This is a genomic window from Shouchella phoenicis (assembly GCF_047238345.1).
Classification (GTDB): domain Bacteria; phylum Bacillota; class Bacilli; order Bacillales; family Bacillaceae_D; genus Shouchella.
Genome location: NZ_JBDFMQ010000001.1, coordinates 1,012,201 through 1,027,602, shown reverse-complemented (window position 1 = coordinate 1,027,602; position 15,402 = coordinate 1,012,201). Strand labels below are relative to the sequence as shown.

At 40.4% G+C, this 15,402-nt stretch carries 15 protein-coding genes; 2 read left to right on the top strand and 13 right to left on the bottom strand.

Annotated elements, in window-relative coordinates; genetic code table 11:
• Window positions 1-121: 121 nt before the first annotated feature.
• The 3 genes from ABC361_RS05630 to ABC361_RS05620 form a co-directional block, all read right to left on the bottom strand.
• Complete coding sequence (locus ABC361_RS05630) at window positions 122-1,045, bottom strand: glycine betaine ABC transporter substrate-binding protein (RefSeq protein WP_413073086.1); 924 nt, start codon at window positions 1,043-1,045, stop codon at window positions 122-124.
• 70 nt (window positions 1,046-1,115) lie between these two features.
• Entirely contained in the window at window positions 1,116-1,955 is an 840-nt protein-coding gene (locus tag ABC361_RS05625; RefSeq protein ID WP_413073085.1) for an ABC transporter permease, read from the bottom strand.
• On the bottom strand, window positions 1,924-3,141 hold the full coding sequence (locus ABC361_RS05620) for a quaternary amine ABC transporter ATP-binding protein (RefSeq protein ID WP_413073084.1): 1,218 nt from the start codon (window positions 3,139-3,141) through the stop codon (window positions 1,924-1,926). Before ABC361_RS05620 ends, ABC361_RS05625 begins: the two co-directional genes overlap by 32 nt.
• Window positions 3,142-3,410: 269 nt before the next feature.
• Between ABC361_RS05620 and ABC361_RS05615 the strand changes: the two genes are divergently transcribed.
• Complete coding sequence (locus ABC361_RS05615) at window positions 3,411-3,956, top strand: GbsR/MarR family transcriptional regulator (RefSeq protein WP_413073083.1); 546 nt, start codon at window positions 3,411-3,413, stop codon at window positions 3,954-3,956.
• A gap of 93 nt (window positions 3,957-4,049) precedes the next feature.
• The gene (locus tag ABC361_RS05610; protein ID WP_413073082.1) at window positions 4,050-4,919 is read left to right on the top strand and encodes a hypothetical protein; all 870 of its coding nucleotides are present in this window, start codon (window positions 4,050-4,052) and stop codon (window positions 4,917-4,919) included.
• 91 nt (window positions 4,920-5,010) lie between these two features.
• On the opposite strand, the gene ABC361_RS05605 is transcribed toward ABC361_RS05610, so the two are convergent.
• The 10 genes from ABC361_RS05605 to purD all read right to left on the bottom strand — a co-directional run bounded on the left by ABC361_RS05605 (window position 5,011) and on the right by purD (window position 15,393).
• A complete protein-coding gene (locus ABC361_RS05605; RefSeq protein WP_413073081.1) occupies window positions 5,011-6,072 on the bottom strand; it encodes an ABC transporter permease in 1,062 nt (353 codons plus the stop codon).
• On the bottom strand, window positions 6,069-7,256 hold the full coding sequence (locus ABC361_RS05600; protein WP_413073080.1) for an ABC transporter permease: 1,188 nt from the start codon (window positions 7,254-7,256) through the stop codon (window positions 6,069-6,071). Before ABC361_RS05600 ends, ABC361_RS05605 begins: the two co-directional genes overlap by 4 nt.
• A 12-nt stretch (window positions 7,257-7,268) precedes the next feature.
• Window positions 7,269-8,207: an ABC transporter ATP-binding protein gene (locus ABC361_RS05595; RefSeq protein WP_413075724.1), complete on the bottom strand. Its 939-nt coding sequence runs from the start codon at window positions 8,205-8,207 to the stop codon at window positions 7,269-7,271.
• 89 nt (window positions 8,208-8,296) lie between these two features.
• Window positions 8,297-8,932, bottom strand: a complete 636-nt coding sequence (locus ABC361_RS05590; protein WP_413073079.1) for a response regulator — start codon at window positions 8,930-8,932, stop codon at window positions 8,297-8,299.
• Complete coding sequence (locus tag ABC361_RS05585; protein WP_413073078.1) at window positions 8,904-10,007, bottom strand: sensor histidine kinase; 1,104 nt, start codon at window positions 10,005-10,007, stop codon at window positions 8,904-8,906. The genes ABC361_RS05590 and ABC361_RS05585 overlap by 29 nt, the downstream gene beginning before the upstream one ends.
• On the bottom strand, window positions 10,004-10,510 hold the full coding sequence (locus ABC361_RS05580; protein ID WP_413073077.1) for a GNAT family N-acetyltransferase: 507 nt from the start codon (window positions 10,508-10,510) through the stop codon (window positions 10,004-10,006). The genes ABC361_RS05585 and ABC361_RS05580 overlap by 4 nt, the downstream gene beginning before the upstream one ends.
• A complete protein-coding gene (locus ABC361_RS05575) occupies window positions 10,507-11,382 on the bottom strand; it encodes a PhzF family phenazine biosynthesis protein (protein ID WP_413073076.1) in 876 nt (291 codons plus the stop codon). The genes ABC361_RS05580 and ABC361_RS05575 overlap by 4 nt, the downstream gene beginning before the upstream one ends.
• Complete coding sequence (locus ABC361_RS05570) at window positions 11,383-12,522, bottom strand: M20 family metallopeptidase (protein ID WP_413073075.1); 1,140 nt, start codon at window positions 12,520-12,522, stop codon at window positions 11,383-11,385.
• Between the two features lie 69 nt (window positions 12,523-12,591).
• Entirely contained in the window at window positions 12,592-13,917 is a 1,326-nt protein-coding gene (locus ABC361_RS05565; RefSeq protein WP_413073074.1) for a hypothetical protein, read from the bottom strand.
• 216 nt (window positions 13,918-14,133) lie between these two features.
• A complete protein-coding gene (purD, locus tag ABC361_RS05560; protein ID WP_413073073.1) occupies window positions 14,134-15,393 on the bottom strand; it encodes a phosphoribosylamine--glycine ligase in 1,260 nt (419 codons plus the stop codon).
• Between the last annotated feature and the right edge of the window lie 9 nt (window positions 15,394-15,402).

The window sequence follows — 15,402 nt, the reverse complement described above, 5'->3', positions numbered from 1 at the left end:
GTTCATCCAATTGTACTATAACAGATAATCTTTAACAATAACTGTTATATATTATAATAAAGAAAATTTTCGACAAAAAAAAGCGGTTGAACGCATACATGCCTTCAACCACTTTTTACGCTTATTCTGCTGTCGGTAATTGATCAATTGAATCAATATCCATATATTCAGGCACAACTAAACCAATCACAGCACCTTCAAGATTTGGTCCAAGATCTTCAAGGTCATCCTCGAACTGATCCATAAAGTTTACATGCGTCAATGGCAACCAAGCTGCAACACTTGCGTCAGTTGATCCATCCGCTAGTGATTGCCACATATATGGAGCTTCTACTTCAAATAACTCTGGCTCAAAGCCCATATCTTCAAGAACCGCAGCAATGACGTTTGTTGATGCAACTTCGGTATCCCAGTTAACAAGGGCTAGATCAATTTGCTGACCATCCACTTCCTCAACACCCGCTGTCCACTCATCAACGGTGTCTTGGTTATCGTTAATCCAGTTTCTTGCTGCTTCTTGTTCATCTGTTCCTTCTTCAATGTCTAACATAACGGTTTCCATATCTTCAGGTGTCCAGAAAAAGTTATCCATAATTTGATACGCTTCTGGCATATCATCTTCTAACCCAAGACGTGCAATTGTGTGAATATTATCGCCGTCACCATAAACATTTTCTGGATCATCTAAATATTTCAGGTCAAATGATTCAAACTTCCAGTGTGGCGACCAGCCAGTCACAACCACTGGTTCATGGTTTTCTATTCTTGTTGCTAATTCTTGTGTCATAAATGCACTACTTAGTTCGTCTAGTTCAAGATCAATGTTATACACGTCAATCGCTTCTCTTGTTGCATCCATAACGCCTGCACCAGGTTCAATCCCTGTTATAACCGATAGGTTTTCTGCAATATCTTCTTGAGACATCATATCTGCTTCATCTTCTACAGATCCAGTACTCCCCCCGTTATCATCACCATTTCCACATGCCGCTAGTGTTACCACAAGGGCTAAACCTGACGTTGTACCAATATGTTTCCAATTCATACGTAATTGACCTCCTATATGTTTTCTTTGTTTATTTTTAAAGGGGGGATATCCCCCTTATTTCTATGCGTTACGCTTCTTGCTTTTTGTTGAAACTTTGTGTTAAACGATCAAGGATAATTGCAAGGATAACGATCGCTATTCCTGATTCAAAACCTGCACCAATATCATTTTGCCCAACTGCTCGATACACATCACGACCAATACCAGATGCACCGATCATTGCGGCAATAACGACCATTGACAGGGCAAGCATAACGGTTTGGTTAATACCAGCCATCATGGTTCCTTTAGCTAAAGGTAATTGCACTTTAAATAATTTCTGTGAACCGGTTGAACCAAATGCTTCTGACGCCTCAATCAGTTCTGTTGATACTTGACGTATTCCTAAATTGGTCATTCGAACCGTTGGCGGCATTGCAAAGATTACAGATGCAACAACACCAGGAACCATACCGACACCAAAAAATGTCACGGCTGGGATTAAATAAACGAACGCAGGCATCGTCTGCATGAAGTCAAGAACAGGCTTGAAGAATGCCTCGACGCCATCTTTTTTTGCCATCCAAATGCCAAGTGGTACACCAAAAATGACGGAAATAATTCCAGCTGCAAGGACGATTGATAATGTATCAAGCATACCGTTCCAGAAATTCAAACTATCAATAAAGACTAAACCTATCGCAACAAAGGCAACTAAACCCCATTTACCACGATTTAACATATACGTGCCTACTGCTACTAGAATAATAAACAGCCAGCTGGGTGGCAATGAAATAACCCAATAAATACCATCAATTAAAGAGCCAATCATAAACACAATGGCATCAAAGAACCATTCAGCATTCTTCAACCATTCAGAAAAGGTTTCGACCCACTCACCTACTTCCAGACGGGGTAGAAAATCCATTAAAATCAACCTCACTTCCTGATAACGCACCTAAGACTGCGCTACGAACAATAATTCCTTGTAACTTATTCTCTTTTTTAACGACTAGCGGTACCGAACTGACTGCTAATCGGTCCATTAACTCATTTAAAGGCGTATCTTTTTCTACACTTGGTACATCTTCAATAATAATGGATTCTACACTGTTTATATTTTGCTTAATAAGCTCAGAAACATCTGTAGCGTGAATAATTCCTACAAGCTCACGATTTCGTTTCGTGACATAAATACTTGAAATTCCTGCATCCTTCATGCGCTGTAATGCTACTCGCGGACCATCTTTTTCTAAATTAATGGTTTCTGGACGAATCATTACATTTTCAGCTGTAAAGACTTTTGAGCGATCAACGTCTTCAACGAATCGTTCAACATATTCGTTTTCTGGCTGCGTCAAAATTTCTTCTGGTGTTCCAATCTGAACGACCGAACCGTCTTTCATAATCATAATTCGATCTCCGATTCTCAGCGCCTCATCCAAATCATGCGTAATAAAAATAATCGTACGATTCATTTTTTCCTGTAAATCAAGCAATTCATCTTGCATATCTTTACGAATAAGTGGATCAAGTGCCGAGAACGCTTCATCCATTAAAAGAATATCAGGATCATTAGCAAGCGCTCGCGCTAAACCAACACGCTGCTGCATGCCACCAGATAGTTGATCAGGATAACTTGTTTCATATCCTTTTAAACCAACAAGTTCTAATGATGTTTGAGCCGTTTCTCTTCTTTTCTCACGTGGGATTCCTTGAATTTCAAGGCCATACTCAACATTATTTAAAATGGTACGGTTTGGGAATAATCCAAACTTCTGAAACACCATACTCATTTTCTTACGACGCACTTCACGCAAATCTTTCTGATCCATTTTTGCTAAATCTTCACCATCAACCATTACACTTCCAGCAGTAGGGTTGATTAAACGATTTAATAAACGGACGAGTGTTGATTTTCCACTACCTGAAAGCCCCATAATTACGAATATTTCGCCATCTTGAACTTCAAAATTTGCACGATCAACACCAACGGTTAACCCCGTCTTCTCTAAGATCTCGGGCTTCTTCTTACCCTCTTTCAACATATCTAAGGCTCGTTTAGGTTTTTTGCCAAACACTTTAGTTAAGCCTTCAACCTTGATTTTCGACAAGTCTTCCACCTCTTTATACATTTCCTGCTTATTTTCGACAATTCCTGTGTCTTTGTGACTATGTAACTATACCTTATAAACGAAAAATCAATCAAACAGGATATATCATTCTCTCCGTTTATATTGTTTGTACAGTTTTTATTAAACAAATTTAACGATATGTTTCCTCCAAAATGCTCCCTAATCCTAATGATTGCTCGTATTTCTCTCAGTGTCCACTTATTTGGGATTTTGTTACACTTTATTTATTAAAGATTTGGAGGAATATTATGGAGACTACCAACTATGATTCACCTTCTGATATGGAACGACTCCAGAAAGTACGGGAGACATTCATTCACGAACTATCGACCAATCTTCATTTATATGGAATGAATGAATCCACTGGGCGCCTTTACGGGGCATTATTATTTGAAGAAGAACCATTAACACTTGACCAAATGAGTGAGCAATTAGGGATGAGCAAAACGAGTATGAGCACTAGTATCCGTCAGTTAACGGAAGCCAATATGGCACGGAAAGTATGGCAGAAGGGAGTAAGAAAAGACCTGTATTCATCCGAAGATGATTGGTACAGTTCATTTATCGCCATCTTTACAAAGCAATGGCGTACAGCAATCGAACGAAATCGAAAAGCAAGTGATGAGATGAAAGAAGAATTGTTTGCGATGCAAGAAGATGCGCCACATCTAGCCGATAAAATTAGTGTTGATTTAACAAAGTTAAGTCATGCAAATGGTTATTATGACTGGCTCGATGAATTTGTAGCCTTACTAGAATCTGGAGACATTTTTGATACGTTACCAAAAAAATAAACCGCACACACGTGAGGCGAATACATGATCCAGTCTAAAACCGTGTCTTCGCCTCGCTTTGTGTGCATCATGATCATGAGGAGGTATTTAAGAATGAAGATAGAACCTTCCCCGTCCGTTTTGGCTCATTGGGCACGTACTTATATTCCGCATAGAGATTATTTTTTTCTTAAAAATGAAGATCTTTCCCGCGTTACTTCCCAATTAAATGAGACAATTATAATGAATCGAAAAAGCTTTTTTAGACATACGACCTATACACAAGTAGGTCTCACAAGTGCATTAGAAACATGGCAGCTGTCGAAAGAAGTCGACACCGTTATCATCGCTGAACCAAACTGGCTTGAACAGATGTGTGAAATAGAGCGGGAATGGATAATAAAGCTGCAAATCCGCTATAATCGTGGGGGGATCTTACCTTCTCATTACTTTTCTGAACCAAGAGTTAAATCATCTTATTTAAACGGATCTAAAGTTGTGGTCCAATCGAGAATGTGGTATACCCTTCCACTCGATCAAAGAAAGAGAATTTTGACTCACTATGCTCAAGATTGGGATTCTTGGACAACTGAGCCATCGTCTACCTATTTACCTCGCCACATTGAAACAACCGTCAATCAGTTTCCAGCTTCAAGTGGGCCGAACTGTCTTTCTGCGACGCTTTATGCCATTACAGCTATAGATTGGCATAAAAATGAATGGCTACATGAAGAGCCATTTCAAACGGCCTTAACCTTGAATCAATATAAAGAACACCTTAACAGTGACATAAAACAGAATGATGTGCTCATATGGAAAAATGAAGAAGGGACTATTATTCACGCTACTTATTGTGTGGATCATCAACTCTTTTTTAATAAAAATGGGCAAACTTTATTTCACCCTTGGAAACTCGTCTCGCTTTCTACATTAGAAAAACTCTGGGAACGACATTATGTCGTATATCGTCAAGACAACCTTTAAAAGATTGCCTCCTCCAGCGTATCACTTGAAAAAAGGAAACACTGCAGAAGGCTTTTTTCTCTAAACTCGTTTCAAAAAATCTACGGTTTCTTTAAACCGCCTTTCTCTCCATTAAGCGAATCCCAATACCTGTAAATGCCAAACCCATAAAGATTAAAATCGCACTTGGTAGTAAGAAGTCAGCGAGATTCCATCCTCCATAAGTAGCGCCTGCCATCATTTCAAGACCATAGCGTAATGGACTCATATGCGACAGTGCGAGCATGATATCTGATTCTACAACGTCTAATGGCCAAAACGTTCCTCCAAGCATGGCAAAACTTGTGGCAAAGAGCGGAATAACAGCAGATAACTGTTGAGAAGACGTGACGATACCACTCATAAAAATACCAAACGCCATGGTCGCAAATAAATAGGGCACAATGACAAGATACAAATTCCAGAAACCACCATAGAAGTCAACGTCAAAGAAGAGCGCAAAGATCGAAAGCACAATGGCAATTTGGGTAAAGGAAAGGACAAATGCCACGAGCAAATTACTAACATACAATTGGGTTTTTGATGTAGGCGTTAACAGAAGTCGATTCCATACACCATTTTCTTTTAATTCAATGATGGTTAAAATCGTAAACCCCATTGTAAAAAAGGAAAAGAATAGCGTAAATCCAAATAAGCTGTGTAGATTATAATCCACCCCTTGCTCCTCTTCCATTGCAGACGATTCAAATGCAAATAACTCTTGATTGACTGCCTCACGATCTCCTCTTTCCTCTACTTGAGTTATCATATAGTGAGAGCGAATAGCAGGCTCAATCATATAAACAATTGGCGCTTCTTCATACGCAGCATGAATCGTGTACGTATCGTCCTCTAATTGAACAATTGCTTCTTCTTGTTGTGACGCTAAACGTCGCTCGGCCTCAGTTTTGTCTATAACTGCAAATGAAAAACGTGAATGTTCATCATGCAGTTCGGTTACTTTTTCGTTTACCTGTTCGTCAGATAGTTCAGTAGAGTAAACACTAACTTCCACTTCAGAGGTGTTTGAACTACTCATAATGATGGAAAACAAGATGGTCATGCCAATCATTAATAAGAGCGTCAACGGTGAGCGAATGATTTCTTTCGCATACTGATAGAATATGGCATTCATTTCACTGTCCCTCCTTTACTAGGAAACACGATCCAAGCAATCACAAAAAATACGACCGCAAAACCTGATAAATAGAAAAGCGATCCTGTTACATCTCCTATCGTTGCACCTTGACCCGATTGAATAAGTGCTTGTAAAGCATGGCCATTAGGTGTAAAACGACCAATCTCAGCGAGTGCTGGTGACAAATCCGACGTTGGAAAGAAACTTCCACCTAGAAAAGCGAGAACCGAAACGATCAAAAGCATAAATACGTTTGCTGCCTTTTCAGAATTCGCTCTAAATGTAACGGCCACCAGAAGTGAAGCCACACTAGCAACAGATAAACACAAGACACCAATGACCGCTAAAAAACTTCCCCACTGACTAACGGTAAGTTGGAAAACTAGCATGGACAGAGCAAATAACACCATTAATTGTAAAAGGACGATGAAAAAAGACGTTACAAATTTTGCGAATAAATAACTGACTGGCTGAATATTGGCTAAAAGCAATCGACCATATACCTTTGCCTTCTTTTCAGAGAATGCAAAGTTCGCCATTAAGCCTGCTGTAAAAAACACATACACTACGCCCATTCCATACGTGTAGTATTCAAATGACGTAATCGGAGACTCGCCCTGAACAACGACCTCACCAATATTCTGAGGTAGTTCCTCCTCTCCTCCAAGAACCGTGTATCCATAAACTTGATCTAAATAACTGTTTAGCATGGTTTCAACAATGATTGCTTCTTGAGGTTGCTCCGGATTCAACAAAAGGTGAAACGGTTCAGTCTCTCGATCGCTTTCAACACCAAATTGCTCAAGCCATACGTTATATCTATAATCAGCAGGAATGGCAACTACCGCTGTATAATCTTCCTCTATAAAATCATCACCATCTGAAAAATAATCAACAACCATCTCTTCATCTAAGTTGACGAAAAGAGAATCCGGTACAGCGGTTTGCTGCAACAGTTCTTCCCCTACTGAAAGCGCATCGTTTGCCATGGAGATGTCTTCATCTAATCCACTCGATTCAACGATTGCAATCGACACACTGTCTAATTCAGCTTGCGACCCAAAAGCGTTTGCCAACGCAAATCCTAAAATCATCGTTGAAATAAATGGCAGCAGTAGCGTGGTTAACAAGGCAGCTTTATCATTGAGGAGTTGTTTTAATTCTTTTCTCAAGATACTCATGTCATCACCTCGTTAATCGCGCAAAGAACGACCAGTTAAATGTAAAAATACATCTTCTAAAGTCGGCTCTTCTACTTTGATCCCTTGAACTTCAACCCCTGCCGACTCTGTTACTTGCAAGAGTGAACGGAATAGACCTTCATCTTGTGAAACAACCCGGTAGCCTCGCTCCAGCTGATTCACAGATTTTACTGCTTCTATTGAATGAAGCTCATCTTCTAATTGCTCATTCTTTTCATTTACCAAAAGCTCATAGGTCCATTCCTGGTTTAAAATATGTTTGATTTCTTCGTTTGTCCCTGAAGCAATGATTGAACCTCGGTCCAGAATGTAAATGCGATCACAGAGGTATTCAACTTCTTCCATATAGTGACTTGTATACAGAATGGTTTTCCCTTCTTCACGTTGCAGTGTTCGAATTAAATCGAGCAAATACCTCCTTGAATGAGGATCAATACCAACAGTTGGTTCATCTAGTATTAGAAAGTCTGGTTTGTGAATTAACGCAATCGCCAAATTCAATCGCCGCTTCATTCCACCTGAGTACGTCTTTACTTGATCATTTTTACGTTCTTCTAACTCAACCATTTTTAATAGTTCGCTAACACGATCATGCAAGAGCGCCCCATTTAATTTATACGCTTTTCCAAAAAATAGTAAGTTTTCTCTTGCAGTTAATTCTTCATACAATGCAAGATCTTGGGGGACGACACCGATTTTTTCTCGGAACGCTTTTAATTGAGAGAAGATCGGTTTCCCATTAAAGAAAATACTTCCTTTTGTAGGCTTGCTTAAGCTCGATAACATGTCAATTAGTGTAGATTTACCAGCTCCGTTTGGTCCGAGCAACCCAACAGACTCACCACTTTTTAAATAAAGACCTACATCTTTTACCGCCTGTACAGATTTGAATGATTTACTCACTTGTTCAGTCTCAATCAAACCACTCACCTCCATTTGTATAGTTTCTAGTGTAATGGACTTAGTAGGCTGTGAGGATTTACTTAAGTCACTCGTTTCTTGTTTTTATATGACTTAAGTCATATCTGGTTTTTAATAGAATAAATCGCTAACTGTGTTCGATCGCGAACATGTAGTTTTAAAAACAGCTGGCTAATATAGTTTTTCACTGTCCCAACTGTTAAAAACAGTGCCTCTGCAATCTCTGCGTTGCTTAATCCCTCTCCAACCATACGAACAATGTCTCTTTCTCGCTCTGTTAAATTCGGGGTCGCTCTCTGCTCCACCTGATTTTGTTCAAGTAATGTAGGAATGATTTTCGACGCGACTTGTCCATCTAGAATCATCTCGCCATCTAGTGCTTTTTTTATTGAAAGCATTAAACTGTCTCGGTCGGCATCCTTTAATATGTATCCGTTTGCTCCTAGCTTTAACGATTGAAGTGCATAATCTTCATCCGCAAACGTTGTCAGCATCACGATTTTCACTTGTTTCTTTAGTCTCCGAATTTCTTTCACTGCATGGATACCGTCCATATTCGGCATGCGCACATCCATTAAAATTAAATCCAGGTGGTGTGAAAGTGCGATTTTCACCGCTTCTAAACCATCACTTGCTTCCTGCACGTCGTACTCTCCACCGAATTCAATCATCATTTTTAGCCCCTGTCTAACAATCGGTTGATCTTCAACGATCAGGATTTGTTTTTGGCTCAAGTGGAAACACCCCTTTCATATAAAAATCCTTCTCTTTAAATCGAGCAAAAAATTGTCCCTCTAAAGCCTCGAATCGATTCCGGAGTTGCGAAAGTCCAAATCCCTCTTTAAACGTTGTTGGTGTGGCTTCGTTTTTAACAATTGCAACATATGTTGTTTCTGCATATACCGAAAGTGTCACGTCCACTTTTTTGGCATACGCATGCCGCATCGCGTTTGTTAACCCTTCTTGTACAAAACGGTAGAGAGCAATACTTTGCTCATTGGATAATTGCTTGGAAAGTGCGCCATTTTCAGTTTTTAACGTCACGCGAACATGGCTTTCTACCTCTAATTTGCGAATTAATCGAACGATCATGGCAACACCGCGAACTTCTTCTTTTTCAAGTGCCTGTACAGCATTTCTCATTTCGTCTAATGCTTGACGAGCTGTTTGTCTGGCCCCCATAAGATAGTGATTTTCTTCTTTTTCATGTAGTTCAGCCATTTGCAACTGCATACCAAGAGCGGTTAACTGATGTCCGACAGTATCATGCACATCCCGAGCAATTCGAGTACGTTCTGCTTGCTTTACCAAGTCTTCTTCCTCTAACAACTGTCTTTTAAGTAAACGATTTTCATAGACCAGTGTTTCACTTTTAACTTCGCTCTCATTGGTCAGCTGTCGCTGCTGATTTGCAGACCACGCACAATAGAGACTGATGGAGGATATGAATAATGCGAGCAACATGGCTGCCCCATTCGAAGTTGTACCCGCGATAGCGCACAGAAGGAAGATCAGTAATAGGAAAGAATAGCTCCTTTTATCGATTCGTGTATAAAAAGCAAGGAAAACCAAGCTCCATATGATCAGCCAACCCTGATCAACACGATAGAAAATTAAGAAAATCGTCACGATAAAAATTAGTATGTTGTAGAGATAAATCGGTTTTGACCAAAGAGGTTCAGAACAAATACCCGCTATCATCAAACCGAGAATGATCCAAAAAAAAGGGTTTTCCATTAATTCTGGAGTTGAAACAGCTACAATGCCGTTCGCCAATCCGATGAATAGCAAATTTAGCCAGATGTTCATAAAGAGCCAACTTGTTTGTAGTAGAAATTCGTCGCCTCGATCTTATGAGATAAAGCAGATTGGGCATAATGTGGGATCGACCCTGCAAATGTGTAACCTAACTGCTGATACAGTGCATTTGCAGACGAACCCTTTTCGGTATCTAAAGTTAGCAATTGAATGCCTTTTGACACTGCTAGTTGTTCTGCTTGGTTCATTAATTGTGATGCGAGTCCTTTTTTCCTGAAATTTGGATGGATCATTAATTTAGCGATTTCTGCACGGTGCCGTCCATTTTCCTTTTCACTACAAAGTAGCTGAACCGTGCCAACAGCCTTCCCCTCATCTATCGCGATTAAGCAACTATGTGTGTCTGAAAGCACAACAGAATCCCAATAGTCATGTGCTTTTTTGAGCGTCAAAGGGGCTAAAAAATTTATTGAAGCGCCATCATTCACACAGTCGACTAATAAATGGCTTAATGAATGGTTCCAGTCATGGGTACAACTAATTTGTTTAATCATTCCGTCTCCTTTTCAACGTCCCATAGCCCTTTTGCAAGTTGGACAACGTTTCCGCCAACAAATATTTTTGTCTCGACTTTAGATTTTTCACCTCTTAAATAAAGCAAAGAGGGTCTCCCCATTTCAACTCCTTGCTCTGAAAGAAGAGAAACACCTTCTCCATTTTCTTTTCTCATAATCGCTGCTAGAATTGCTCCATTTGATGAACCTGTTGCCGCATCTTCTTGTATCCCATAAAACGGGGCAAAATCTCGTACATAGATATCCGAGCGATCTCCCTCCATTGCAAATACACAGATGCCTTTTGCCTCTACTCGATCAATTAACTCTTGGTAAGCTGAGAGGTTTAACTTTACGTGTTTCACAGCTTCCATTGTCTTTACTGGAGCGACTATAACAGGAAGCCCGGTAGAGATTTCTTGAACAGGCCATGATGGGTCGAATTTCTTCACATCTAATCCTAAGACTTTAGCGGCTTCACTTGCTAAGATGACTTCTCGATAGTCAGGTGATTGTTGCTGCATCCAATAAATCATTCGCTTTTCCTCATAAGAAATAGGTATTAGTCCAGCCTTGGTATAAAATGTTAAATGATTTCCTGTAGACTGATGGTGGCGACTCCATACATATGCCGCTCCAATTAACGGATGACCAGCAAACGGAATTTCTTCTTCAGGTGTATGAATCCACACATCAATTAAACTATCTTTACGCTTTTTAATAAAAATACTCTCTGAAAAGTGAAGTTCTTTTGCTATCTTTTGCCTTACTGTAGGTGAAAGATTCTCTTCCACTATGAAAACCGCAAGTTGGTTTCCTGAATAAGCACGCTCGGCAAACACATCAACTATGTAAAACGGGAGTTGTACCACTTATCCAAACACCGCGTCTCTTGTAAGCAGGTGTTTCATGACGTTAACAAGAAGGTTTGATCGTTCTTCTAAAGAAGGAACGAATAAAAACTCTTCAACACTGTGAAACCCTCCTCCTATTGGACCCATCCCATCAATGGTTGGTACACCTAATGCGGATGTATAGGAAGCATCGGAACCGCCTCCTGATGCGGTCTCTTTTACCTCAATCCCTAATTGCGCTCCACAAGCTTTGACCAGGTGATAGAGTTGGATCGTTTCTTCTGTACGAACCATTGGTGGTCTCGTAATACCACCTTCTACTGTTGTTTTTGTTTGTGACACATAATTTTCTTTAGCAATGTCATGTATTACATGTTCAAGTTCACTAGCTTGCTCTATCGTAGAAATTCGAATATCAATATCTGCTTCTGCATAATCGGCCACGGTATTGACAGAGGTCCCACCTTTTATTACGCCCACATTTACATGTATTCCAGCTTCTTGATCAGACAACCGGTGAAGTGCAATAATTTTATGCGCCAATTCTTCAATAGCACTTGCTCCTTTTTCTGGGTCGTTCCCGGAATGAGCGGCAATCCCCTCTACTTTCATTGTGTAACGGCCGCCGCCACGTCGAAACGTCACAACCGAACCGTCTTTTCGAGCTGGTTCCATGACTAAGACCGCTTTTTTTCCTTGTGCATGTTGTTCGATGTAAGGACGAGCTGAGACTGCGCCAATTTCCTCATCACTCGTTAACAGCACGTCAATATGCCGCAATAAATCTGGATGCGTTTCATAGAGTTCTCTTAGCGCAAAAAACGTTGTCACATGACTACCTTTCATATCTGCTACTCCTGGTCCATGTGCATAATCGCCATCAATCGTGAACGGACGAGAAATAGCTGTGCCAGCAGGAAAAACTGTATCCATATGCGCTAACAGTAGAATGCTAGACTCTTGACTGTTCGTTTTTTGACGTAATAAAATATGATCGCCATAGACATCTTGCTTATAAACGGTTTCTTCATAACCAATGGAACGATAGGTATTAATTAAAAGGGAACCTAATCGATCTACTCCTGATTTATCATAGGAGCCACTATCCATCATCACGAAGGTTTCTAACATTTGAATCATTTGCTCTTTTTTCGTCATTTGACATTCCTTCTTTCCTTGCACGTAATTGAAAACTTGTAAGTGGCAAATTTTTACCACTTACAAACATTATTGCATCAGCAACAATACACCTATGGCTAACGCTGCAAATAGAATCGCGAAAGGTAAATTGGTTAGCATGATGCGGTAAGGATTTTGCTCTGTATGACGAGCTGTCATTGTCACCACAATGCCGTATGGCGAAATGGTAAAGGTTGCGAGTGCGCTCACGATGTACATAACCGTTAATGCGATTGGCATCGTCGGTAGTAAGATCGGACCAATGACTTCATGCACAAGTACCATCGTGGCAATGGGATGAATCCCTACCATCGCTAACAGATAAAAACTTATCGGAATAATCGCAAGTAGAATGGCTGGCTGTTCACCTAATTGGAAGAGCGGCTCCTGCACATAGCTTAATAGCTCTGTTTGATTCAAAATGCCTGTAAACCAACCTAATGAAACAAACAAGACAATAAAAGGGTGAATACCTGTACGTAGCTGTTTATCTAGTGAGGACAGGCCATTTTTTATGAATACATTTCCTTTTCCAAAAAAGGTTGTCCAGATAAAAGAAAACAATGGAATTAATAGCACAACGGTTAAAATAAAGGATAAATTCAACCATTCTCCAATACCAATGACAAGGAGCAGAAAAATGATAATAGCAAAAACGAGAGACCACTTTGAACGACCTACAGTTTCTTCGTAGTGAACGGATAGCGAATCCGTTTGCCAGAGTCTATTTTTTCCGATTTCAATAACTGTCATCAGAATCGATAAAAACAATAAATAAGGAACAAGTGATACATAGCTTTGCCCTGTTAAGCCGATTGCTGTTACCACCATAATTTCCATCGGCATCCAAACAAGCGCAAGCGCATAACCACGCAACGTTGTTTTGCTTATCAGCGCATTAAGATCTTTCTTGTTTACGTTCGTTACATGTTGATGGAGCGTATTTTGTAAAAGTGGCAAGACGGATAGGTTCATAAACGGTACAAACCCGTATGTGGTAACGAGCGATTTTGTCTGAAGTTTCCCTGTTGAATGCGCACCTTTGAACAACCACGTTTGCACTTGTTTATCATAGTGTAACGTCTCGATCGCCGCCTGCATCAACGGCACAATCGCTACAAAAACAACAAGTGTTAAGTTGTTTGAGAAGAGTGGTGGTAGTCCTTGTATCGTCACTTCGCTGAACGGTAGTAAAATTGCACCTCCCATTAAAAAAGCAATTCCCATGCTTTTAAACAAGCGGTTTGATTTAGTGAATGAATAGATGAGCATCGGTAGCGTTAATAGCCCACCTATCCACAATATGGTATAGGCATCAAACGCCAGCCCAATAAAAACAAGCAGTAACGTAAAACCATAGTAAACACGTTGCACGGACATTCCTCCGATAATTATAAATCAGACATAACAATTCTATTTATTTTACCAGATTCGTTCGGCAGAGAACATATCCCCAGCTCTTATTTTACCGCTCCTCGATTATTTACTGGAACACTTATGCTTCTGTCTGTTCTAATAACTAAGCAAAGGAACGTTCTAGTTATCGTAAAAAACCAAGACAACCCATCCCCTGGTCGCCTTGGTTTTAATTTAAATTGACTGTAATGCTTTCCTTGCAATATCTTTCCGATAAAACAACCCATCACTTCTAATCTGGCTACTCATTTGATAAGCCTGCTCTTGCGCGGCTTCAATGGTACTTCCTGTTCCTACAACTAACAGGACTCTGCCACCATTGGTTTGCCACTCTGTTGCTTTCTTCGTTCCTGCATGGAAGATTAGATGATCTTGTGTAGCTTCTTCAATGCCGTGAATCGGTACACCTTTTGCATACGCTTCTGGATAACCGACGCTGGCATGAACCACACCTACAACCGCCTCTTCTTTCCATTTCAATTCTACTGGTTCACCGTTTAGCACATTGAGTATGACTTGAATAAGATCAGTCTCAAGGCGTGGCAAAACGACTTGTGTTTCAGGATCACCAAAGCGCGCATTATATTCGATTACTTTTGGGCCATGAGTCGTCATCATTAAGCCTGCATAAAGGACCCCAGTAAAAGAACGTCCTTCCTCCACCATCGCATTTGCTGTTGGTTGTAGAATCGTTCTTACAGCTTCTTCAACATCATCGTCAGAAAACTGAGGCACTGGTGAATATGCGCCCATGCCACCTGTGTTTGGCCCTTTGTCTCCATCATATGCGCGCTTATGATCTTGCGCCGGAACCATCGGAACGACTGTTGTTCCATTAACGAATGCCATTAATGATAGTTCTTCCCCTTCAAGGTATTCTTCAATGACGACTTTGGCACCAGCTTCGCCAAACCCATGATCGACTAAAATATGTTGAAGTGCACCGATGGCTTCCTCTTCAGTTAATGCAACCGTTACACCTTTCCCAGCCGCAAGACCATCTGCTTTAATGACAATTGGAGCACCCTCTGCTCTTACATAGTTCGCTGCAGCTTCAAAGTCAGTAAATGTTTTTGATGCTGCTGTGGGTATACCGTACTGGTGCATTAATTCTTTTGCAAACGACTTAGAGCCTTCAAGTATGGCCGCCTCTTTTCTTGGACCGAATACAGGTATCTCTTCAAATTCAAATCGGTCAACTAACCCTTCTAATAAAGGAATCTCAGGTCCAACAATGACTAAACCAATGTCACTTTGTATGGCAAACTGCACAAGTGCATCGTGATCGGAAGCTTCCAACCCAAGACAGATACCAAGGTCTGCCATGCCATCATTACCTGGCGCTATATAGACTGTCTCAACCAGCTTGCTGTTTGAGGCACTCCAGGCAATCGCATGCTCTCTTCCACCGTTTCCAATGATTAATACATTCATGAATCGTGT

Coding starts and splice junctions, on each gene's coding strand:
- ABC361_RS05630 (WP_413073086.1), bottom strand. CDS start 1,045: ATGAATTGGAAACATATTGGTACAACGTCAGGTTTAGCCCTTGTGGTA.
- ABC361_RS05625 (WP_413073085.1), bottom strand. CDS start 1,955: ATGGATTTTCTACCCCGTCTGGAAGTAGGTGAGTGGGTCGAAACCTTT.
- ABC361_RS05615 (WP_413073083.1), top strand. CDS start 3,411: ATGGAGACTACCAACTATGATTCACCTTCTGATATGGAACGACTCCAG.
- ABC361_RS05610 (WP_413073082.1), top strand. CDS start 4,050: ATGAAGATAGAACCTTCCCCGTCCGTTTTGGCTCATTGGGCACGTACT.
- ABC361_RS05605 (WP_413073081.1), bottom strand. CDS start 6,072: ATGAATGCCATATTCTATCAGTATGCGAAAGAAATCATTCGCTCACCG.
- ABC361_RS05600 (WP_413073080.1), bottom strand. CDS start 7,256: ATGAGTATCTTGAGAAAAGAATTAAAACAACTCCTCAATGATAAAGCT.
- ABC361_RS05585 (WP_413073078.1), bottom strand. CDS start 10,007: ATGAACATCTGGCTAAATTTGCTATTCATCGGATTGGCGAACGGCATT.
- ABC361_RS05580 (WP_413073077.1), bottom strand. CDS start 10,510: ATGATTAAACAAATTAGTTGTACCCATGACTGGAACCATTCATTAAGC.
- ABC361_RS05570 (WP_413073075.1), bottom strand. CDS start 12,522: ATGACGAAAAAAGAGCAAATGATTCAAATGTTAGAAACCTTCGTGATG.
- purD (WP_413073073.1), bottom strand. CDS start 15,393: ATGAATGTATTAATCATTGGAAACGGTGGAAGAGAGCATGCGATTGCC.